Raw genomic sequence first — 20,841 nt, 5'->3', positions numbered from 1 at the left:
GGGCAGTCTCTATGGCGTTTGCGCAGAGAAACATAACAGCGGGCACGAGTCCGGGCAGCGATCCCATCAAGGTCATGGTCGTCGATGACGCAGTCGTCATCCGGGGACTTCTGACGCGCTGGCTCGGTGAAGACAAAAGTCTGAAAGTCGTCAGCTCGCAACGCAACGGCAAGCTTGCCGTCGACGATATCGAAAAAAGCAATCCTGACGTTGTCGTTCTGGACATCGAGATGCCGGAAATGGACGGTATGACGGCATTGCCGCTCATGCTTGCCAAGAAGCGGGATCTTGTCGTCATCATGGCGTCGACGCTGACCCGCCGTAACGCGGAAATCAGCCTCAAGGCCCTGTCGCTCGGTGCGGCGGACTATGTGCCGAAACCGGAATCGACGTCCGAAGTCACGACGTCAATCGATTTCCGGCGCGAGCTGGTCGAGAAGGTCAAGGCCCTTGGGGCCCGGGCGATCCGCATGCGTGGTCCGGCGCGTACGATGCGCGCGGAGACCAATGCTGGGCGCACGGCACAGCCGGTCCGGCCGGTAACCGCCCGCCCGACAACGGATACACGGGCAAGCTTTCGTGGAGCTGCACAGCCGGCTGCCGCCGCGGCGGCGTCGAAGTTCAAAACCCGGCCCTATTCCTCCGCACGGCCCCGGATCCTGGCGATCGGTTCATCCACCGGTGGTCCTCAGGCTCTGCAGGAAGTGATGAAGGAAGTCGGCACGGCGATGAACGACGTTCCGGTTGTGGTCACCCAGCATATGCCGCCGACCTTTACTGCAATCCTGGCCGAACATATGGGCAAGGCCGCCCTGCGGCCGGCCAAGGAAGGTGAAGATGGCGAAGTGCTGAAACCCGGCAACATCTATGTCGCGCCCGGTGGCAAGCACATGGTGCTGGAAAAGGATGCTGGCACGGTCAAGATCCGCCTGACAGACGGACCGCCGGTGAATTTCTGCAAACCCGCCGTCGATCCGCTGTTCGACAGCGTGGCCAAGGCCTACGGTTCAGCAAGCCTCGGCGTCATTCTGACGGGCATGGGGCACGACGGTGCGGATGGCGTGAAGACCATTGCAGCCGGTGGCGGCAGTGTGATTACACAAGACGAGGCGACAAGCGTTGTCTGGGGCATGCCGGGGGCGGCTGCGCAGACAGGCGTGTGCTGTGAGATATTACCCTTGAAGGAGATCGGGCCTAAGATCTCGCGCGTTCTGAAGGGGAACACAAGATGACCCCAAGCGAGTTCGAATTCCTGAAAAACTTCCTCAAGACGAAGTCCGGCCTGGTTCTGTCAAACGACAAGCAGTATCTCGTCGAAAGCCGTCTTCTGCCGATCGCGCGCAGCGCCAAGCTCGAAACCTTGAGCGCGGTGATCCAGAAACTGCAGCGGGGCGGTGACCGCGCGCTGGAAACGGATGTCATCGAGGCGATGACGACCAACGAGTCGTTCTTCTTCCGCGACAAGACGCCGTTCGATCATTTCAAGGACACCATGCTGCCGGCACTGCTGGAAAGCCGGGCGACGCGCAAACAGCTGAAAATCTGGTGTGCTGCGGCTTCGACCGGGCAGGAACCCTATTCACTGGGGATCTGCCTCAAGGAGGCAGCTGCCAAAATGGGTGGCTGGCGGACCCGCATCCTGGGCACCGACCTCAGCCAGGAAGTGCTCGAGAAAGCCAAGACCGGTCTTTACAGCCAGTTCGAGGTTCAGCGCGGTTTGCCGATCCAGATGCTGCTCAAGTATTTTGAGCAGAAGGGCGACATGTGGCAGATCAATGCCAGCATGCGGGCGATGATCGAATGGAAGAAGCTCAATCTCCTGGAAAGCTTCACGCATCTTGGCGAATTCGACATCATCTTCTGCCGCAACGTGCTGATCTATTTTGATCAGGCAACCAAGACCGAGATCCTCGGGCGTCTGGCGAAATCCATGCCGGATGACGGCTTCCTGGTGCTGGGAGCTGCCGAAACGGTCGTGGGTCTGACAGATGCGTTCAAGCCGGTCTCCGGCAAACGCGGGCTGTTTCAGAAGAAGCAGGCAATGCAGTCGAGCACGGGCACCATTGCAAGTCCGCGTCTTGCTGTTGGCGCTGCAGGTGGCCTGCAGCGCTGAAACCAGCGGACACAATTTGCAAGAACGACAGTAGGGCGGTCAGGAGACCGCCCTTTTTTCATTGGCAGCCTCTTCGGACAGCCACGTGCGCACGGCGGAGGCAAACTTGCGGCTGACCGGAACCTTGGTGCCGTCCCGGAGTGAGAGGAACAGACGGCCTCCCTCCCGGAACAGTGCGTTCACGGCCGCATAAGCAACCCAATGGCTTCTGTGTACCTGCATGCCGAGTTCGACGGGAAGTTCGGCCACGATGTCGTTGAAGCGGTAAAGCAGCATCTGGGAGTCGCTCTGACTGACCAGGCGCACATAATGTTCCTGCGCTTCAACGCGTACAAGCGCGCCTGCCAGCGGCCGCTCGAGGTGGCGCTGGTATCCGGTGGAGCCAGTCTCTTCCTGCTCTTTTTGCAGGAGTGTCGCCGGACCGGAAACCAATTCCGTTTCCACAGCCGGAGCAGGGTCAATCTTGTCTCGTCCATCGGGGGACTGCATCGGTTCATCAGCACGACTGAGACCCGGCAGGAGGCGGGGCGCCGATAGCAACAGGCAGAGCGCCAGATGATTATCCGACAGATAAACGAGTTCGCGCAGGAACGACCCGACATGTGTTGTCCCGGCCATGGGGGCGGGCGTTGTCGTCATCTCGACCGTGCCGTCAAGTTCCGGTAGGCCCAGGATCAGGTCAAGAGCAGTAATGGAAAGAACGAACGGAACTAGACTGACCAGCGCGGCGAAGGCGCAGGTGAAAACCGGGCGCGCCCGCAGGCCGGGCAGACGGCCGATGAGGTCTGCAAATGCAAGGAACAGGGCGGCCTCGATCAATACACGGCCAGTCCAGTATCCGTAAACGGCCACAAGCGACCAGTCGGCAGGACGACCGATCTGGTTTGCCGCGAGCAGCAGTGCTGCCGCCACCGCAAGGAACAGAACATGGGTCGACTGGGTGCGTGTCATGGCGCTGATCTCAAGTCAAAGCTGCCCTGAAGTATGGCGCAAAGGGCCTGTCATTCAAGAAGCGTGAAATGATCATTAGTTAATATGTTGAATTTATTGGATATTTCCTCAACTTAGTGTTGTTGAAGAAATCACGCATTTTCGTTCAGCTCACGAAACGGTGTCTTTTCTTTTGCCGCCACCGCGACAAGTTAACCCTGTCATTTTTGCGATGAAAGCCATGCACGAGGCCCCATCCCCGGCTGTCGCAAGGAGATAAACGCTCCCGACTTATCGGAATTGATCGGAGATACACATGGACGTTAAAGTGGAATTGTCGCGCCGTGCTGCGCTTCTCGGTGCCGGTGGTGCCCTGGCAGGGGCAGGGCTGATGTCTGCGTCACCTGTGTTGGCGGCTGCCGAAAAACAGGGCGCAATGACTGCACCGGTCGCACGATATGCCGTAGGCGGCTTTGAAGTGAATACGCTTCTGGACGGGGCCGTGACGGTGGGCGATCCGCAAAAGACTTTCGGCATGAATGTCGATGCGGACACGTTTGCCGCTGCCTCGGCTGACAATTTCATACCGGCGGACACCTTCAAGGCCTTCTTCACACCGACGCTCGTCAACACCGGCAATGAACTGGTGCTTTTCGACACCGGGGTCGGCGAAGGCGGCCGCCCGGCGCGCGGGAACATGCGTGCTGCTCTGGAAAGCGCCGGTTATACACCGGAACAGGTTGATGTAGTCGTGATCACGCACATGCATCCGGACCATATCGGCGGTCTCATGGAAGGCGGCGCGCCGGCGTTCCCGAACGCACGCTATGTCATCGCGCAGAAGGAATATGACTTCTGGGCGGGCATGGATCCCGAAGCCAACGGTGTCACCAAACTGATGGCGAAAAACGTCAAGCCGCTGGCCGAAAAGATGACCTTCCTCGGTGATGGTGGCAGTGTGGTGTCCGGCATTACTGCCATGGCAGCCAACGGTCATACGCCAGGTCATACCGTCTACATGCTGGAAGATGGCGGCAAGCAATTGCTGCTGGCAGCCGACCTCGCCAACCATTATGTCTGGTCACTCGCCCATCCGGAGTGGGAGGTCCGCTTCGACATGGACAAGGAAGCAGCCGCGGCCACGCGCAAAAGCGTTTTGGGCATGCTGGCTGCGGACAAGGTGCCCTTTGTGGGCTACCACATGCCTTTCCCGGCGGTTGGCTATGTCGCGGCGCAGGGAGACGGATTCCGGTATGTACCGGCGTCCTACCAGCTGAACCTCTGACAAGCGCAGCTTCGGATCGCTGCAGGGCGCTTGCCTGCAGCGATCCAACAGTCGGGTGATGCCGAACAATTCCCGACCTTTGAGAATAATTAGGAAATTCTGGTAGGCTTGCCTGACAATCCCTGAGGTTTGCGCAGGAGGCCGTGGATCATGGCCAGGCGTTTTTCGACTACGGCTGTCTGGTTTACATCACTCTGCCTGATGACGGCGGCCACCGATCTCGAGGCGGCCGATCTGATTGTTTATACTGAAGAATTTGCCCCCCTGAGCTATACGGCGGAAGATGGCACCTTGCGGGGAGAGGCAATCGAGCTCTTCACCAGAATGGCCGATCGCGCCAATCTTTCCTTCGAATTTGAGATGCCGCCCTTTAGCCGCGGCTATATGAACGTCCGTTCAAGGGACGATGCCTGTCATTTGTCGGTCTGGAAAACGGAGGAGCGCGAGACCCTCTTTAGTTGGGTGGGGCCACTTTTTACAGACGGACTGGCGTTTTTTGCGCTCAAGGAGGCGGGACTGAAACTGGAGCGCGTTGAGGACAGTTTTGACTACACGACAGGTACGGCGCTTGGCTGGGCAACCACACACAAGCTGCGCGCGGCCGGACACCCCAAACTGTCGGTGGTCGAGGACAATCGGCTGAATGCCAATCTGCTTGCCTTGGGCCGGATCGATCTCTGGATTGGTGGTCTCATTACCTCTCCTTATCTTGCGCGCAAGGAAGGGATCGATGTTGAGCCCGTTCTGCTGTTGGAACAAGTCGATTTGTCGTTGGCCTGCAATCCGAAAGTGGGCGAAGACAGGATTGACCGTCTGCAGACTGCTCTTGATGCCTTGCGCGCTGAAGAGGAGGAGCAGGGCGACGGCTGATCGTTTCCAAATCAGACTATCCCGGTGAAAGTGACACGAAACTGTGCCACCTTCCCATCGTTGATACGGGGGGGCGGCGATGTCAGAACATGTTTATCAGGCCATCTGGGCGCAAGACGATCACCGGTTTTCAGTCAGTGCGCGACAGGACGACGGCAGCTGGGCCAACCCTGGGGCCGACATCCTCCTGGATGAGCAGGTCAAGGCACGAGGCAGCCGGCAGATCGATCTGGCGACAAATCCCTTGTTTCATCATGTCGACTTCAAAAAACTCGAACAAAATCCGCTCTATTCGGCATTCATTCGGCTTCTCGACAACTACGCCGTCCATTTCCGTGATCCGGAACTGGTATCACCTGCAGAGGCAGCGGAGATCGAAAACTTTCTCGACCTCGTCCTGGCAAGCAGGCCGATGCAGATTGCCTACGACCATATCTCGAACACGCTTGTTCCGGACCTGCCCCAGGACCAATTCAGGCGTGATCTGGAATTGATCTGGTTCAAGGTCTACACGAACTATTATCGCGGAAAGTCGACCCACTTCTGCACGGGCTTCGAGCATGTGTTCGTCGGAGAGGGCAAATACGCCAAGAATGCGAATGGCGCTGCAGAAAAGGGCAAGATCTCCGGATATCACTCCTGGGTGAAATTTGCCCTCGACGAGCTCGGTGGCCGCGTGGATTACCTGGGCTACAAATATGACCTGGGCGGTCCGGGACCTGACAACCCGCATGTCGTGACGTTGCAGATGCTCTGGAACCACATGGACATGCACGGCAACCTTGTCGCCGAACTTTTCAAGAAGAAGGGCGGCTTTTTTGTCGGCTGCAGCCCGGCCTGCGAAATGGCGCTTGCCACCCTGGCCTATTACGAAGGTCATCTGGGGTTGCTCACCAACCAGAAGAAGCGGGTGAAGCTCGGCGACGGGGTCTATGACCTGGTGATGTATCACGCAACCACGCAGGATGGTGGACTTGGAAAACACATCCGGTCCTTCTTTCCGGTCTATCTCGGCGAAGGCGGTGTGGACGGCGGCGGCTCCGGCGACATCGTAGTGAAACCGCGTCCCGTCCGGCTTCAGAACAATGGGGAGCTGCGAATTCGGGCGGCATTGCCCAACCCACCCGGAGAGGATCAGGGCGCGGAATGGGTGGAGATCTGGAACGCGAGCGGTTCGGATATCGCGCTTCAAGGATTTGAACTGCGGGACAAGATGAGCCGGCCGCAACCAATTGCCGATACAACGCTGAAAGCCGGGCAGACCCTGAAGGTTGCCGTGACCCGGCAAACTGCTGAACACATGCAAGTGTCAAATCGAAGGGGACTGATCAGCTTGCATGATGAGGCCGGCGATATGCGCGCGGCCGTGTCCTACGGGCGTGCCTCGGAAAAGCAGATTCTGGTCTTTGCAGAGCCCGGTTCTGCAGAAGCAGATTGAGAGCGAAGCCGGCCGAAGCTCGTCAAGGGCAGCGGCAGGGGGCAGTTCCTTGCGGGACAAACAAAAAAAGCCCCGGCACTGCCGGGGCTTTGTTCCGTTCGAGGCCAACCGATCAGGCGGCAGCTTCGACATCCGGTTCGCGCAGCACGTAGCCGCGGCCCCAGACGGTTTCGATGTAGTTCTTGCCGGAAGTGGCAGCTGCCAGTTTCTTGCGCAGCTTACAGATGAAGACGTCGATGATCTTCAGCTCCGGCTCGTCCATGCCGCCATAAAGGTGGTTCAGGAACATTTCCTTGGTGAGCGTCGTCCCCTTGCGGAGCGAAAGCAGCTCCAGCATCTGGTATTCCTTGCCGGTCAGGTGGACGCGCTGACCGCCGACTTCGACGGTCTTGGTGTCCAGGTTGACCTTCAGGTCACCGGTGACGATCACCGACTGGGCGTGGCCCTTGGAGCGGCGGACGATTGCGTGAATCCGCGCGACCAGCTCGTCCTTGTGGAACGGCTTGGTCATGTAATCGTCGGCGCCGAAGCCGAGGCCGCGAACCTTGTCTTCAATACCCGCGTTGCCGGAAAGGATCAGGATCGGTGTCTTGACCTTTGAAACGCGAAGTGTCCGGAGAACCTCATAACCGGACATGTCCGGCAGGTTCAAATCCAACATGATGATGTCGTAGTCGTACAGTTTGCCGAGGTCGATGCCTTCCTCGCCAAGATCTGTCGTGTAGACGTTGAAGTTCTCGGACTTCAGCATCAACTCGATGCTCTGCGCCGTGGCGCTGTCATCCTCAATCAACAATACACGCATGCCAATCCCCTTGTTCTGCCTTTCCTGGGCAAGTCGCAACGGCTCTGTCGGTGCCTGCTACGAAGGACTGAGTTAACCCCGACTCAAAGCTATCGGTTAATGGTTAACAAAATATGATTCGTAACGGCAAGCTTCGAAGAGAGGAAACTGTGAACAACAGCCAACTTGTTGAATCCCCAGAAAAAAACCGGATTCACAAATCTTAATGTCGCACTTTAAGAAACGGGTCTAACCGATTCCGTTCAGATTCCTTTCAACAAAGCCGTTTTGACTTCGAAATGGCTCTCGCTTGTCAGCCTTCCAAAGGTTAAGATTAACCAGAGTCGTAAACGAACAGTTACCGAATCCGTTAACGAGGAAAGGAATCTTCCGTGAAGGCGCTTTTCGCCGAGATTGATTCGCTGATGCCGACCGAAATTTATGGCCGGGTTACAGCGGTTCAAGGCCTTCTCGTGGAGATCGCGGGGCCCATTCACGAGATGAGCGTCGGCTCCCGGCTTTTGATCGACAACGGTGAGGATAACCCCAAAGTCCCTGCGGAAGTTGTCGGTTTTCGAGAGGGGCATGCGTTGTGCATGCCGTTTTCGGGTCTGGAAGGCGTGCGCATGGGCTGCAAGGCGGTGATTCAATCGCGTGACAGCGTGGTGCATCCGGCCAATGCCTGGCTCGGCCGGGTGGTTAATGCACTTGGTGAACCGATTGATGGTAAAGGAGATCTTCCAAATGGCGGAGTGCCTCGCAAATTGCGAAGTTCACCGCCGCCGGCCTCAGAACGTAAACGGGTTGGTCCGCCGCTGGATCTCGGCGTCAGGGCGCTTAACACTTTCGTAACCTGTTGCGAAGGCCAGCGCATGGGCATCTTCGCCGGCTCGGGTGTCGGCAAATCCGTGCTGATGTCCATGCTGGCGCGCAACACAAATTGTGACGTTGCGGTGATTGGCCTGATTGGCGAGCGCGGGCGCGAGGTTCAGGAATTCATTGAGGACGATCTTGGCGAATCGGGCCTGGAACGCTCCGTGGTCGTCGTTGCGACGTCTGATGAAAGTGTTTTGATGCGGCGTCAGGCCGCCTATCTCGCCATGACCGTTGCGGAACATTTTCGTGATGAGGGCAACAATGTTCTGTGCATGATGGATTCGGTGACCCGATTCGCCATGGCGCAGCGGGAAATCGGCCTCTCGATCGGCGAACCGCCCACATCCAAGGGCTATACGCCAACCGTCTTCACCGAGTTGCCGCGGCTTCTGGAACGTGCCGGACCGGGCAAGCAGGGCAGTGGCTCGATCACCGGCCTGTTCACGGTGCTCGTTGAAGGCGACAACCACAACGAACCCGTTGCCGACGCGGTGCGCGGCATTCTGGATGGTCACGTGGTGATGGACAGGTCCATTGCCGAGCGCGGGCGCTATCCGGCGATTGATGTGTTGAAGTCGGTATCGCGAACGATGCCGCGCTGTGTGCCATCCGAGCAGCTTCCCGTCCTGCGCCGGGCGCGCCAGCTGCTGTCCACCTATACGGATATGGAAGAGCTCATCCGGCTGGGGGCCTATCGGAAAGGGTCTGATCCGACGGTGGATGAGGCCATTTACCGCTTCACGATGATCGACGAGTTCCTGAACCAGGGAAAAGACGAAGCGACGTCACTTTCTGACGGGTATCAGCAACTTGCCAACCTTTTGGAAATGACTCCGGGATAGACTGCCCGTGTTAGGGGAGTATTGAGTAATGAAAACCCGAGACAGTTTGATCCGCCTGAAGCGGTTTCAAGTTGACGAAAAACGGCGGCAGCTCGCTCAGATCGAGAGCATGATTGCCGAGTTCAATCGCATGGCTGACGAACTCGATGATCAGATCAAATCCGAGCAGGAACGTGTCGGCATAACGGATGTCACTCATTTTGCTTATCCGACTTTTGCCAAGGCGGCGGCTGACCGGCGCGATAATTTACGCAATTCAGCGTATGAACTGGACGACCAGCTTCAGCGTGCTCAGGACGAGCTCAGTGAAGCTATCGAAGAGCTGAAGAAGTTCGAGCAGCTGGAAGAACGAGACCAGCAGCGTGAACGCACCGCCCAGGAGATGGCGGAACAGGACCAGCTCGACGAAGTGGCCGCCCGCGCCAGAGTGCGCTGACCCGCGGCCGGACTGCCGCAATTCGCGCTGGTTGCCTTTAACAACCGGCACAGATTTTGACGCTCCCCATTTACCTGACCGGCGCCCTCGGCGGTCAGGTTTTGTGCTTTTCCAGCCCGGTGATATAGGGAATAGCGAACCCAGTCCCTATCTCAGGCGGGTCGGTTTGCGTTCAACACATTCACAAGGCCTGACCCGGTCCGGCTGCGGCAGTCTCAATGCGATTTCTTCTGGCTTTTCTACTTCCTGTTTCCACCTTTTCGTTCGCGTTGGGCCTGACCCAGCCGCTTATGCGGTTCGAGCGCCTTTATTTCCTGGAAGACCGGCCGACGTTGCTGGAGATGGTGCTGGGACTCTGGCAAGAGGGCGATGCGGCGCTGGCCGCTGTCGTTGCCCTGTTCTCAATCGGTTTTCCGGCTCTCAAGATCCTGCTCATCCATGTTGCGGTACTCAGTGGCACCAAGACACGCTCGCTGGCGCTCTTATCGATGGTCAGCAAGTGGTCCATGCTGGATGTGATGCTTGTTGCTTTGGTGCTGTTTGCTGCCAAAACCAGTGGTCTGGCCGCCGCCGCCATCTTGCCTGGCCTTTGGTTCTACGCAGCGGCGACCCTGTCGACTGCCATTGCTGCAACCTTGTGTTCCAGAAGCTGATCGACCGCCCGCTGCCCGGTCAGATGGCCGAAACGCGCGAGCTGCGGTCACCGGCCGCACGGGGTTTCTTGGTGCGGCGGTTCGCCTGAAAGTCTCCGCAGCGGGACTGTTTCGTGACGGCGTTGTTGTCGAGAAACTTTTTGTAGGCAGCAGTCCACTCCGACCCTTGTGCGGAGGGAACTCTCAGATGATCGCAGCGAACCTTGGCAAACAACGCGAAGGTGGCGACATCCAGCCCGGCCTTTGCTGCCGTGCGCAGAACCAGATCCTGCTTTCCGCTGTAAACTGCGTCTTTGAGAGACTTCTGCGCTGTGCGGCCCCGAGCACTCAGTAGCTCTATCGAGTGGTTGAAACGGCCGTCCTGCAACAGCAGGATCATCAACTCGCTTACGCTGATGTCCTTGCGTTCCGCGTCTCGCCACAAAAGGCTCATGTCGGTGCTGTCCAGGGCATCGCCGAACTCGCGCCGCAATACCTTCAGCCTGGCGATCTGGTCCAGTTGCTCCTGGGAGAGCGCGCCTTCGATGATCCGGTGCAGGCGTTTCTTGGTTTCGTCATCGACGAGAGGAAGCAGGGTTCTGCAGACCGCAGGTGACAGGTCCGTGCGCAAACACAGGTCTTCGCGCAGCACGGGGTCTTCGGTGGCCAGCTTGACCAGATTCACCATGGTGTCGCGGGACAACTTGATTTCCCGGTTGCCGGCGAGAATGCGGTGAACGGGCTTGTCGCCGCGTTCGGCGATCACGTCGGATACTTCGGTGGACAGGTCTGACCTGCGCGCCAGAACTTGCAGGTGCGCATTGCTGAGATGCTCGACAAAATTCAGCAAATCTTCCTGAGAAAAGACGGGGCAGTGCGCAAGCACCGGCATGGCCACGTTGACTTCGTCTTCTGCGATCTTGCGCGCAAGTTCGACGGGTGTGTTGACCTGAGCGGCCAGCCTTTGCGCGAGCCGGGCCCTGTCCGTGGCGGAGCCGACACCATAGAGTTTGATGATCACTTCGGAGAAGATGGCAAGCTCCCGATCGGTGCGCTCGTCCAGATTCGAGACGACAAGTTCGCTCACCTGCGCAAACAGACGCTGGCGCGCTTCGTCAGTCCCTTCGAGGGCGAGTTTGATCAAGGACCCTGGCATCCTTCCTCCTCTTGAGTACTAAGTGACGCCTATATTGTTATTATTACGTTACCTGAATGGTTGATGCAGCATAATGACCTTGCGTAAATTTGCAGTTCCGGTTGATAAGTGCGAAAAATTTGGAGGCTACATAATATCTGGGCAAAAAAAGCTTCAAATTTCTTTGTCGGTGCTTTGTGCGGTGCAAAAATACATGAACCGTTGTTCATGACCTTTTCAAGCCGGGACCTTGTTCACTATGGTCCGGTTGGAATTGAATTTTGCCCCCTTCACGAACCCTTGCCGAGTTTGAAATGACATTCTTGCGGTCCTGTCTCCTTGCCATTGCAGTGCTCCTTTGTTCAGCCTCTTCACCTGCGCTGGCACAAAACGCGAATGGCGGCGCTGCCGGGCAAGCGCAAACCACGGCACAGGAGGTTGATCAAGCGAACGAGGCACTGATCAAGGTGCTCAGTGATCCTGACAGCCGGGCGGCGTTTCTTGAACTTTTGAAGAAGAGCAGTGCCGACCCGACGTCGGCAGCAGCGGACGCTGCAGGTTCCGCGGGCGAACAGCCACCGGAGGCGCAGGACACGGCCAAAAGCGAAAGCTTTGTCATTCGGGTCGGGGAGTATACGCGAGCCGTAGCAGACGAGGTGGGCGTTCTCATCGATCGGGCAGGGCACTCCCTGAAGGGGCTGTTGTTGATCCTGCAAGGCGATATTCCGGTCAAATGGGACCGGGTGCAGAGTGTCATCAGTCAGGTCGCTGCGGTTCTTGTCAGTGCCTATATCGCCTTTTTCGCCGGTCAGTTTGTGGCACAGAAACTGTACCCCAAGCTGCAACTTCGGGCCCGCTACGGAGGTGGGCTGATGCGCAGTTTCATCCTCTTGCTGACATCGGCCATTGACGCGTTGACCGTCGCGCTCGGGCTGGGGGTCGGCTATTTTGTCGCCCTGCTGGCCTATGGCGGGTTTGAGGCAGGCGTCACGCTTCAGGAGAGCCTCGCACTGAATGCCTTTTTCATTACGGGCATGGCCAATGTATCGCTCAGGTTCGTGTTCGCACCCAACCGGCCGGAATTGCGGTTGCTGCCCTTCGATGATGACAGTTCGAACTACTGGTACGCGCGCCTGCGGCTCTATATGTACTGGATCAACTACGGGGTATTCTTGGCGGTTCCGGTTGCCAACCTGGCCGTGTCCTTCGTTTTGGGCAATGCGCTACGCTTCCTGATTGTTCTCAGCGGCATGCTTTACCTGATGGTTCTGATCAAGCGGAACCGTGTGCGGGTGCGTGAAGGAACCAGGCGCTATGCGGAAACGCTGCAGAGCATGCTTGCTCAAAGAGCCGTGTCCAACCTCGGCGACCTCTGGCACATCGGTGCGCTGGGTTACATCATTGCGGTCTTTGTGGTCTGGGTGACGCGTCCATTTGATGCGACCACAATCATCCTGCGGGCCACAGGCCTTTCGATCGTGACAATCATGGCCGGCATGGTGATATCGCTTGTGATGACGAAAGCCATCAAGGGCGGTATTCGTCTGCCGGAGAGCGTTCAGCAAAAACTCCCGGCCCTGCAGTACCGCCTGAATGCTTTTGTTCCCCGGCTCCTGAAGATCATTCGCGCGGTTGTCTTTGCAGGAACGGTTCTGCTCCTGCTCGACATCTGGGGGCTCATCGGGGTCATCGACTGGTTCAACAGCGATGTCGGGGTGCGGCTTGTCAGCAGCTACGGCTCGGCCTTCTTTGTTGTGCTGGTCGCCTTCGTGATCTGGCTGGCGGTCATGTCCTGGGTGGACCTGCGTCTGCAATCGCGCGCCGGCTATATTGTCACGGCGCGGGAGCGAACGCTGTTTCAGCTGTTTCGGAACGCGGCGACGATCATCATCATCGTCATGGCCATCCTGCTGTCGCTCTCTGAAATCGGCGTCGATATCGGGCCGCTGATTGCCGGTGCCGGTGTGGTCGGTCTGGCCATTTCCTTCGGTGCGCAGACCCTGGTCAAGGACATCATCACGGGTGCCTTCATTCAGATCGAAAACGCGATCAACGAAGGCGATGTGGTGACGGTGGCCGGGATCACCGGCACGGTGGAAGGCATCACCATCCGTTCGGTGCGCATGCGCGACCTGAACGGCACCACGCATCTTATCCCGTTTTCGTCCGTCGACATGGTGTCCAACTTCATGCGCGGCTTCTCCTACCATGTGGCCCTGATCGGCGTGTCCTACGACACGGATATCGCCAAGGCGAAAGAGGCGATGATCGAGGCGTTCGAGCGTCTGAAGAAAACGGACTTCGGATCGAAGATTGTCGGCGACTTCGAAATGCATGGCGTGACCAATTTCGGTGCCAGCTCGATCGATATCCGGGCCCGGATCAAGACAACCCCAGGCGATCAGTGGGGCATCGGGCGGGCCTATAATGAATTCGTCAAGCAGGTGTTCGATGAACGCGATATCGAAATTCCGTTCCCGCAGGTCACCTATCACGCTGCGACGCCGCCCTTTGCGGAGGACGAACCCAAACAGAAGCAGCGCCGCAAACTGCCGACGAGCGCCAGCGAGTTGGCCGATGATGCTCCGGCGGAGGATGGTGAACACTGACACCTTCACAGGTGCCCGGACTGGAAAGTTCTGGAAAGGCAGCTTGACACTGGTTGAATGGAAACGGTATTCGTTCTCCCGTTGTGCGGGAAATCGCCCGCCAATCCAATCTGGAGCAGACGATGTTCTTAGTCGTTTTCAACGCGCAAAGTTCTCAAGACCTGGCTCAAAGCCGGGTTGAGGATATGTGCGGGCTGCAAAGCGAGATGAACTAGACACATCAAAGTCTATCGTCGAACCAGCTAACCCGCCTTCGAGGCGGGTTTTTTCGTTTCGAAGGCATCTTGAAAACAAGGAAGCGTGGCCGAGTGGCTGAAGGCAGCGACTTGCTAAGTCGCAGGGCCCCGACGGGTCCCGCGGGTTCGAATCCCGCCGCTTCTGCCAATTTGGATCCCCTGGGGCATAAGTGTCTGGCCCGCCGTTGGTGTCAGGCGTCTTGATCTTGAGGGCGTTGTCTCCGCTCGTCTAATCGGCAGGACACCTGATTTTGGCTCAGGAAATCGAGGTTCGATCCCTCGGCGGAGAACCACTTGCACAACTCAAACGATGAAATTCAGATCACGGTTTCCCGGTGCTCGCAAAGGGGTTGCGCACGCCAAAGAGAAATTACGCGCGGCTGTTTTCGGTTTGTCGACACCATATTAAAGCAGGTGCGGCGGAAAAGTGAGACCATTCGGTGATTGTTGATTGAATTTCAGGTGGTTTCGTTTTATTTTCATTTTAAGTTCAAAAGCGCAGATGCGCACAAGCCGGAGTCAGGGTATGGCGGCCGATTACGATCTTCTGGTCATAGGTGGTGGAATCAACGGAACCGGAATTGCCCGGGATGCAGTGGGCCGGGGTGCATCCGTCCTTCTGGCCGAAATGGGCGACCTTGCCGGAGCAACATCCTCCGCGTCGACCAAGCTCATTCACGGCGGGTTGCGCTACCTGGAATATTACGAGTTCGACCTTGTCAGGAAAGCGCTGAAGGAGCGTGAAGTGCTCTGGGGCATGGCACCGCATATTGCCTGGCCCCTGCGGTTCATTCTGCCGCATCACAAGGAACTGCGTCCGGCCTGGTTCCTGCGCCTTGGCCTGTTCATGTATGACCATCTGGGTGGCCGTAAGTTGCTGCCGGCCACAAAAACGGTTCGTCTCGATCAAGCGCCATTCTCGCAAGGGCTCAAGCAGCTGTTCACCAAGGGATTTGAGTATTCCGACTGCTGGGTCGACGATGCACGGCTTGTCGTTTTGAACGCGCGCGACGCTGCGGATCGTGGGGCGGAGATCCGCACACGCACCAAGTGCATCAGTGCGCGGCGGGATGGTGATGTCTGGACGGCCACACTGAGGGACCTGGCAACTGGCAAAGACAGCACGGTGACCGCCAAGGTGATCGTCAACGCGGCCGGGCCATGGGTCGCCGATATGCTGAGCGGAGTTGTCGGCTCGAACAACACCTCCAAGATCCGTCTGGTCAAGGGCAGCCACATTATCGTGCCGCGCCAGTTCGACCACGACCGGTGTTTCATTTTCCAGAACGGCGATGGGCGGATCGTTTTCGCAATTCCTTACGAAGACGACTTCACGCTGATCGGCACGACGGATGTCGATTTCACGGACGATCTCGGCAAGGTCGAAATCTCGGAAGACGAGATTGCCTATCTTTGCAAGGCGGCGAGCGAATACCTGGAGAAAGCGATCGCGCCGGATGATGTGGTCCATACCTATTCCGGTGTCCGCCCGCTTTATGATGACGGGGCAAAGGATGCCAAGGCGGCGACCCGCGATTACGTGCTGGAGCTGGATGGCGGCGAAGACAAGCCGGCGGTTCTGTCCGTCTTTGGGGGAAAGATCACGACCTATCGAAAACTGGCCGAGCAGGTTCTGGCGAAGCTGGAACCGTTGCTGCCCTTCAAGCGGGGTGTCTGGACGGCGGGTGCACCGCTCCCCGGCGGGGATTTCAGCGCCACTGGGTTTGACGAGGAGGTTGCCGGCTTGCAGAAAGACTATCCGTTCCTGGACAGGTCCTTCGCCAAGCGACTGACGCGGCTTTATGGAACCGACGCGCGGCTCATTCTGTCCGGCACGCAGCGACTTGAGGATCTTGGCCGCTGTTTCGGCTACAATCTTTATGAAGCCGAAGTGAAATGGCTGATGGACCGCGAATGGGCACGCACGGCACCAGACGCGTTGTGGCGGCGAACCAAGCTCGGCCTGCGGCTGAGCCGGGAAGAAGCAGCGGATCTTGAGGCCTTTATGTCCGGCTATCTTGCGAAGCAGACCGGCGCTGCGGCATAGTTTTCAAAACAAGTGTCACATGATCTGCCGGCGCTGCCGGCAGTTTCCAGAACAAGAGCAAACGGGAGGAGCGCCATGGCCGGATGTGTTTTGGCGATTGACCAGGGCACGACGTCGAGCCGAGCCATCGTGTTCGACAGTGAATTCCATCCAATCAGCGTGGGGCAGCAGGAATTTCCGCAGCACTTCCCGAAGTCGGGCTGGGTGGAGCATGAACCTGCAGACATCTGGACCAGCACGCTGCGGGTCTGCCGAGAAGCCATGGGCAAGGCGCCCCAAGAGGGCGCTGACGTTGCAGCAATCGGTATTACCAATCAGCGCGAGACCACGCTGATCTGGGACCGGTCGACGGGAGAGCCGGTTTATAACGCCATTGTCTGGCAGGACCGGCGCACAGCGGACTTCTGCGCCAAACTGCGCGCCGACGGCCTCGAAGAGACGTTCACCGCAAAAACGGGGCTGTTGCTCGACCCGTATTTCTCCGGCACCAAGATCGCCTGGCTGCTCGACAATGTCGAAGGGGTGCGTGCGCGCGCGGAACGCGGTGAGCTTGCCTTCGGCACCGTCGATACCTGGCTGATCTGGCAGTTGACCGGAGGCAAGGTGCATGCCACCGACGCCACCAATGCGTCGCGGACGCTCATCTACAACATCCACGACAATGCCTGGGACGGTGATCTCTGCCGTCATCTGAACATTCCGATGAGCCTGCTGCCGGAGGTTAAGGACAGCGCCGATGATTTCGGCAGCACCGATCCGGAACTGTTTGGCCGGGCGATCCCGATTCTAGGCGTGGCAGGTGATCAGCAGGCGGCGACGGTTGGTCAGGCCTGTTTCAAACCAGGCATGGTGAAGTCTACTTACGGCACGGGCTGTTTCGCGATCATGAACACCGGTACCAAGCCGGTGAAATCGAACAACCGGATGCTCACGACTATTGCCTACCGGCTCAATGGCGAGACGACCTACGCACTGGAAGGGTCGATCTTTGTCGCCGGTGCGGCCGTGCAGTGGCTGCGTGACGGTCTCGGCCTGATCGAATCGGCCGGCGACTCGCAAGCGCTCGCCGAACAGGCCGATCCGAATCAGGATGTCTATCTCGTGCCGGCCTTTGTTGGCCTCGGGGCACCGTACTGGGATGCGGATGCCCGCGGTGCGATGTTCGGGCTGACCCGGAACACCGGGCCGAAAGAAATTGCACGGGCGGTTCTGCAAAGTGTTGGGTACCAGACCAGTGATCTGATCGAGGCCATGCAGGCAGACTGGCCCGAGGCCGAACAACCGGTGCTGCGCGTTGATGGCGGCATGACCGCATCTAACTGGACGATGCAGTTTCTGGCCGACATTCTGGGTGCACCTGTCGACCGGCCGACCGTGCCGGAGACGACAGCTCTTGGCGCTGCCTGGCTTGCCGGTCACAAGGCTGGCATCTGGCCCGGACCTGACAGCTTTTCCAATGAATGGAAACTGGAAAAACGGTTCGAACCGCGTCTGGAAGAGCCAGAACGGGTCAAACGACTGTCCGGGTGGCGGGACGCTGTCAAACGTACGCGTTCGACGCAGGGTTGAATTTGACAAGGGCTCTCGCATTTGCGAGAGCCTTTTGTTTTCAGGTGGTTAGTGTGGAGGAAAAATATTCTTCCCTTGCGGTATTTGTTTCCACAAAGTTAATGGTCATGCGTCAAAAATTTACGGCAGCATGCCTTACCTAGCAAAAATATTTCAATAACCACGTCAAATTAGAAATATGTTGGCAGTTGATTTTCTGCCGAAAAAACGCCTTAGTTTGCCCTGGCTCGGGCTCAACTCCTTTGCACCTTCCAACGATGCAAAGCCCTGGCTCTTCATCAAGGGGAGAACAGTTTGATGAATTTCCAAAAAACCTTGAAGGCATCCCTTCTTGGCGCCAGCCTTGCTGTGATCGCAGCAACCGGTGCTTCCGCAAAAACTCTGGTTTATTGTTCCGAAGGTTCGCCGGAAGGCTTCGACACCGCACTTTACACTGCAGGTACCACGTTCGATGCGTCCTCCAAGCCGCTCTACAACCGGCTTGTCGAGTTCAAGCGCGGCACCACGGAAGTGCTTCCGGGCCTGGCGGAAAGCTGGGAAGTTTCCGAAGACGGCCTGGAATACACCTTCAACCTGCGCAAGGGTGTGAAGTATCACACGACCAGCTTCTTCACGCCGACCCGTGACTTCAATGCCGACGACGTCATCTTTTCCTTCGAGCGCCAGCTGAAGAAAGATCATCCGTGGCACGAATATACCCCGGGCACCGCGTGGGAATATTTCAACGGCATGTCCATGCCGGACCTGATCAAGGAAATCGTCAAGGTTGACGACCACACGGTCAAGTTTGTGCTGAACCGTCCGGAAGCGCCGATGATCGCCAACCTGGCAATGGACTTCGCTTCCGTCGTGTCCGCTGAATATGCTGCCCAGCTCGAAGCTGCCGGCACCAAGGAACAGCTGAACCAGCAGCCGGTCGGCACCGGTCCGTTCAAGTTCGTCGGCTACCAGAAAGACGCCGTGATCCGTTATGGCGCTCATGAAGATTACTGGAATGGCAAGGAAGCCATCGACAACCTGATCTTTGCGATCACCCCGGACGCTGCCGTTCGTCTGCAGAAGCTGAAAGCCGGCGAGTGCCATGTGATGCCGTATCCGGCTCCGGCCGATATCGCCGACATCAAGGCTGACAGCAACCTGACGCTCATGGAGCAGCAGGGTCTGAACGTCGGTTACCTCGCCTACAACACCAAGGTGGCTCCTTTCGACAAGAAGGAAGTCCGCAAGGCGCTGAACCACGCGATCAACAAGCAGGCGATCCTCGACGCGGTTTTCCAGGGCTCCGGTCAGGCTGCCAAGAACCCGATCCCGCCGACCATGTGGTCCTATAACGACGCGATCGAAGACGACGACTACAATCCGGAACTGGCCAAGGAAATGCTGGCTGCCGCCGGTGTCTCCGACCTGTCCATGAAAATCTGGGCCATGCCGGTGCAGCGTCCGTACAACCCGAATGCCCGCCGGATGGCGGAAGTCATTCAGGCTGACTTCGCAAACGTTGGCGTAAACGTCGAAATCGTTTCCTACGAATGGGGTGAGTATCTCTCCCGTTCCAAGGATGTTGATCGTGACGGTGCCGTGCTGCTCGGCTGGACCGGCGACAACGGCGACCCGGACAACTTCCTGGCCGTTCTTCTCGGCTGTGACGGCGTTGGCGGTTCCAACCGTGCCCAGTGGTGTAACGACGACTTCCAGGCGTTGATCGCGAAGGCGAAGTCCGTGACCGACAAGGCTGAGCGCACCAAGCTCTACGAAGAGGCGCAGGTCGTCTTCAAGGAAGAGGCGCCATGGGCAACCATCGCTCACTCCGTCGTCTTCATGCCGATGTCTTCCAAAGTCACCGGCTACGTCATGGACCCGCTGGGCGGTCATTGGTTTGACGGCGTGGACATTGCGGAGTAAATCCGCCTAACTTGAAGGAGGCGCTGGCAGAGATGCTGGCGCCTTCAAACTTTATGACCGGCGGATGCTCTTGCTTTGAGTGACGGTATCCGCTGGTTCTTCGTATCTGGAACCTGACATGCTCCGCTTTCTTCTAGGCCGGCTCGGCCTGTTGATACCGACATTCATCGGCGTCACCCTCGTCGCCTTCTCTTTCATCCGATTGCTGCCCGGCGACCCGCTCGACCTGCTTGCAGGCGAACGTGGCATCTCCGATGAGCGCAAGGCCGAACTGATGGCGCAGATGGGCTTCGACAAGCCCTTGTGGCAACAGTATATCGACTATGTTCTCGGTGTCTTTCAAGGCGATCTCGGCACTTCCTTTGCCTCGAAGAAGCCTGTTCTCGACGAGTTTCTGACGCTGTTCCCGGCGACCGCGGAACTGGCTCTTTGCGCGATTATCCTGGCGGTCTGCATCGGCATTCCGGCCGGCATCTTCGCCGCTGTGAAGCGCGGTTCGGTTGCCGACCAGGCAATCATGGGCACCGCGCTTGTCGGCTATTCCATGCCGATCTTCTGGTGGGGCCTGCTGCTGATCATTCTCTTTTCCGGCATCCTCCAGTGGACGCCGGTTTCCGGCCGTATCTCGCTGCTCTACTTCTTCCCGTCCGTGACCGGCTTCATGCTGATCGACAGTCTGCTTTCGGGAGAAAAGGGCGCGTTCCTGTCGGCGGTCCGCCACCTGATCCTGCCGTCCATCGTTCTGGCGACCATCCCGCTTGCCGTGATCGCGCGCCAGACCCGCTCCGCAATGCTGGAAGTGCTCGGCGAGGACTACGTGAGAACGGCGCGCGCCAAGGGGCTGTCGCCGCGTTCGGTGATCGGGTTACATGCCTTGCGCAACGCACTGATCCCGGTGATCACGACGATCGGCCTGCAGGTCGGTGTTCTGTTGGCCGGTGCCATCCTGACGGAAACGATTTTTTCCTGGCCTGGTATCGGCAAGTGGCTCGTCGACAGCATTTCCCGCCGCGACTATTTCGTGGTCCAGGGCGGGCTGCTGCTGATTGCCGGCATCATCATGCTGGTCAACCTGATCGTGGACGTGCTTTACGGCCTGATCAATCCGCGTATCCGCCACAACTGAGCCGAGGGTCT

The 20,841-nt window shown here is 58.1% G+C and carries 16 protein-coding genes and 2 tRNA genes; 15 read left to right on the top strand and 3 right to left on the bottom strand.

From position 1 onward, the window contains the following. The first annotated feature begins 11 nt into the window (after nucleotides 1–11). Nucleotides 12–1,232, top strand: a complete 1,221-nt coding sequence (locus tag ACO6TG_RS11000; protein ID WP_422378217.1) for a protein-glutamate methylesterase/protein-glutamine glutaminase — start codon at nucleotides 12–14, stop codon at nucleotides 1,230–1,232. Further along, nucleotides 1,229–2,113 carry a CheR family methyltransferase gene (locus ACO6TG_RS10995; protein WP_422378216.1) on the top strand — a complete coding sequence of 295 codons (885 nt, stop codon included), beginning with the start codon at nucleotides 1,229–1,231 and terminating at the stop codon, nucleotides 2,111–2,113. The genes ACO6TG_RS11000 and ACO6TG_RS10995 overlap by 4 nt, the downstream gene beginning before the upstream one ends. 39 nt (nucleotides 2,114–2,152) lie before the next feature. Here ACO6TG_RS10995 and ACO6TG_RS10990 read toward each other — a convergent pair whose 3' ends face one another. Then, a complete protein-coding gene (locus tag ACO6TG_RS10990) occupies nucleotides 2,153–3,064 on the bottom strand; it encodes a LytTR family DNA-binding domain-containing protein (RefSeq protein WP_422378215.1) in 912 nt (303 codons plus the stop codon). A 295-nt stretch (nucleotides 3,065–3,359) separates the two neighbouring features. On the opposite strand from ACO6TG_RS10990, the gene ACO6TG_RS10985 reads away from it, so the two are divergent. The 3 genes from ACO6TG_RS10985 (at nucleotide 3,360) to ACO6TG_RS10975 (ending at nucleotide 6,636) form a co-directional block, all read left to right on the top strand. Next, nucleotides 3,360–4,328, top strand: a complete 969-nt coding sequence (locus ACO6TG_RS10985) for an MBL fold metallo-hydrolase (RefSeq protein WP_422378214.1) — start codon at nucleotides 3,360–3,362, stop codon at nucleotides 4,326–4,328. Between the two features lie 150 nt (nucleotides 4,329–4,478). Further along, a complete protein-coding gene (locus tag ACO6TG_RS10980; RefSeq protein ID WP_422378213.1) occupies nucleotides 4,479–5,198 on the top strand; it encodes a substrate-binding periplasmic protein in 720 nt (239 codons plus the stop codon). Nucleotides 5,199–5,277: 79 nt separating this feature from the next. Then, nucleotides 5,278–6,636: a lamin tail domain-containing protein gene (locus ACO6TG_RS10975; protein WP_422378212.1), complete on the top strand. Its 1,359-nt coding sequence runs from the start codon at nucleotides 5,278–5,280 to the stop codon at nucleotides 6,634–6,636. Nucleotides 6,637–6,748: 112 nt separating this feature from the next. On the opposite strand, the gene ctrA is transcribed toward ACO6TG_RS10975, so the two are convergent. Beyond that, nucleotides 6,749–7,441: a response regulator transcription factor CtrA gene (gene ctrA, locus ACO6TG_RS10970; RefSeq protein ID WP_031270498.1), complete on the bottom strand. Its 693-nt coding sequence runs from the start codon at nucleotides 7,439–7,441 to the stop codon at nucleotides 6,749–6,751. Nucleotides 7,442–7,812: 371 nt separating this feature from the next. Here ctrA and fliI point away from each other — a divergent pair, with 371 nt between their 5' ends. The 3 genes from fliI to ACO6TG_RS10955 all read left to right on the top strand — a co-directional run bounded on the left by fliI (nucleotide 7,813) and on the right by ACO6TG_RS10955 (nucleotide 10,227). Beyond that, a complete protein-coding gene (gene fliI, locus ACO6TG_RS10965; protein ID WP_422378211.1) occupies nucleotides 7,813–9,138 on the top strand; it encodes a flagellar protein export ATPase FliI in 1,326 nt (441 codons plus the stop codon). 28 nt (nucleotides 9,139–9,166) lie between these two features. Next, a complete protein-coding gene (gene fliJ, locus ACO6TG_RS10960) occupies nucleotides 9,167–9,574 on the top strand; it encodes a flagellar export protein FliJ (protein WP_422378210.1) in 408 nt (135 codons plus the stop codon). 218 nt (nucleotides 9,575–9,792) lie between these two features. Further along, on the top strand, nucleotides 9,793–10,227 hold the full coding sequence (locus ACO6TG_RS10955) for a paraquat-inducible protein A (protein ID WP_094072419.1): 435 nt from the start codon (nucleotides 9,793–9,795) through the stop codon (nucleotides 10,225–10,227). 19 nt (nucleotides 10,228–10,246) lie between these two features. Here ACO6TG_RS10955 and ACO6TG_RS10950 read toward each other — a convergent pair whose 3' ends face one another. Beyond that, on the bottom strand, nucleotides 10,247–11,362 hold the full coding sequence (locus tag ACO6TG_RS10950) for a DUF2336 domain-containing protein (protein ID WP_422378209.1): 1,116 nt from the start codon (nucleotides 11,360–11,362) through the stop codon (nucleotides 10,247–10,249). A 293-nt stretch (nucleotides 11,363–11,655) separates the two neighbouring features. Between ACO6TG_RS10950 and ACO6TG_RS10945 the strand changes: the two genes are divergently transcribed. The 7 genes from ACO6TG_RS10945 (at nucleotide 11,656) to ACO6TG_RS10915 (ending at nucleotide 20,830) form a co-directional block, all read left to right on the top strand. After that, on the top strand, nucleotides 11,656–13,950 hold the full coding sequence (locus ACO6TG_RS10945) for a mechanosensitive ion channel domain-containing protein (RefSeq protein WP_422378208.1): 2,295 nt from the start codon (nucleotides 11,656–11,658) through the stop codon (nucleotides 13,948–13,950). Nucleotides 13,951–14,244: 294 nt separating this feature from the next. Further along, nucleotides 14,245–14,334, top strand: a tRNA-Ser gene (locus ACO6TG_RS10940). A 70-nt stretch (nucleotides 14,335–14,404) separates the two neighbouring features. Next, a tRNA-Gln gene (locus ACO6TG_RS10935) sits at nucleotides 14,405–14,479 on the top strand. Nucleotides 14,480–14,712: 233 nt separating this feature from the next. Beyond that, on the top strand, nucleotides 14,713–16,233 hold the full coding sequence (glpD, locus tag ACO6TG_RS10930) for a glycerol-3-phosphate dehydrogenase (protein ID WP_422378207.1): 1,521 nt from the start codon (nucleotides 14,713–14,715) through the stop codon (nucleotides 16,231–16,233). A 75-nt stretch (nucleotides 16,234–16,308) separates the two neighbouring features. Next, a complete protein-coding gene (gene glpK / locus ACO6TG_RS10925; RefSeq protein ID WP_422378206.1) occupies nucleotides 16,309–17,802 on the top strand; it encodes a glycerol kinase GlpK in 1,494 nt (497 codons plus the stop codon). 297 nt (nucleotides 17,803–18,099) lie between these two features. Beyond that, nucleotides 18,100–19,704 (top strand): ABC transporter substrate-binding protein, encoded by a 1,605-nt coding sequence (locus ACO6TG_RS10920; RefSeq protein WP_422378205.1) that lies wholly within the window; start codon nucleotides 18,100–18,102, stop codon nucleotides 19,702–19,704. A 118-nt stretch (nucleotides 19,705–19,822) separates the two neighbouring features. Further along, complete coding sequence (locus ACO6TG_RS10915) at nucleotides 19,823–20,830, top strand: ABC transporter permease subunit (protein ID WP_422378204.1); 1,008 nt, start codon at nucleotides 19,823–19,825, stop codon at nucleotides 20,828–20,830. Nucleotides 20,831–20,841: the final 11 nt, after the last annotated feature.

It is taken from the genome of Roseibium sp. (genome assembly GCF_965233565.1).
In the GTDB taxonomy this organism is placed as follows: Bacteria; Pseudomonadota; Alphaproteobacteria; order Rhizobiales; family Stappiaceae; genus Roseibium.
The sequence above is the reverse complement of the archived record's forward strand: the minus strand, read 5'-3'. Positions and strand labels throughout refer to the sequence as shown.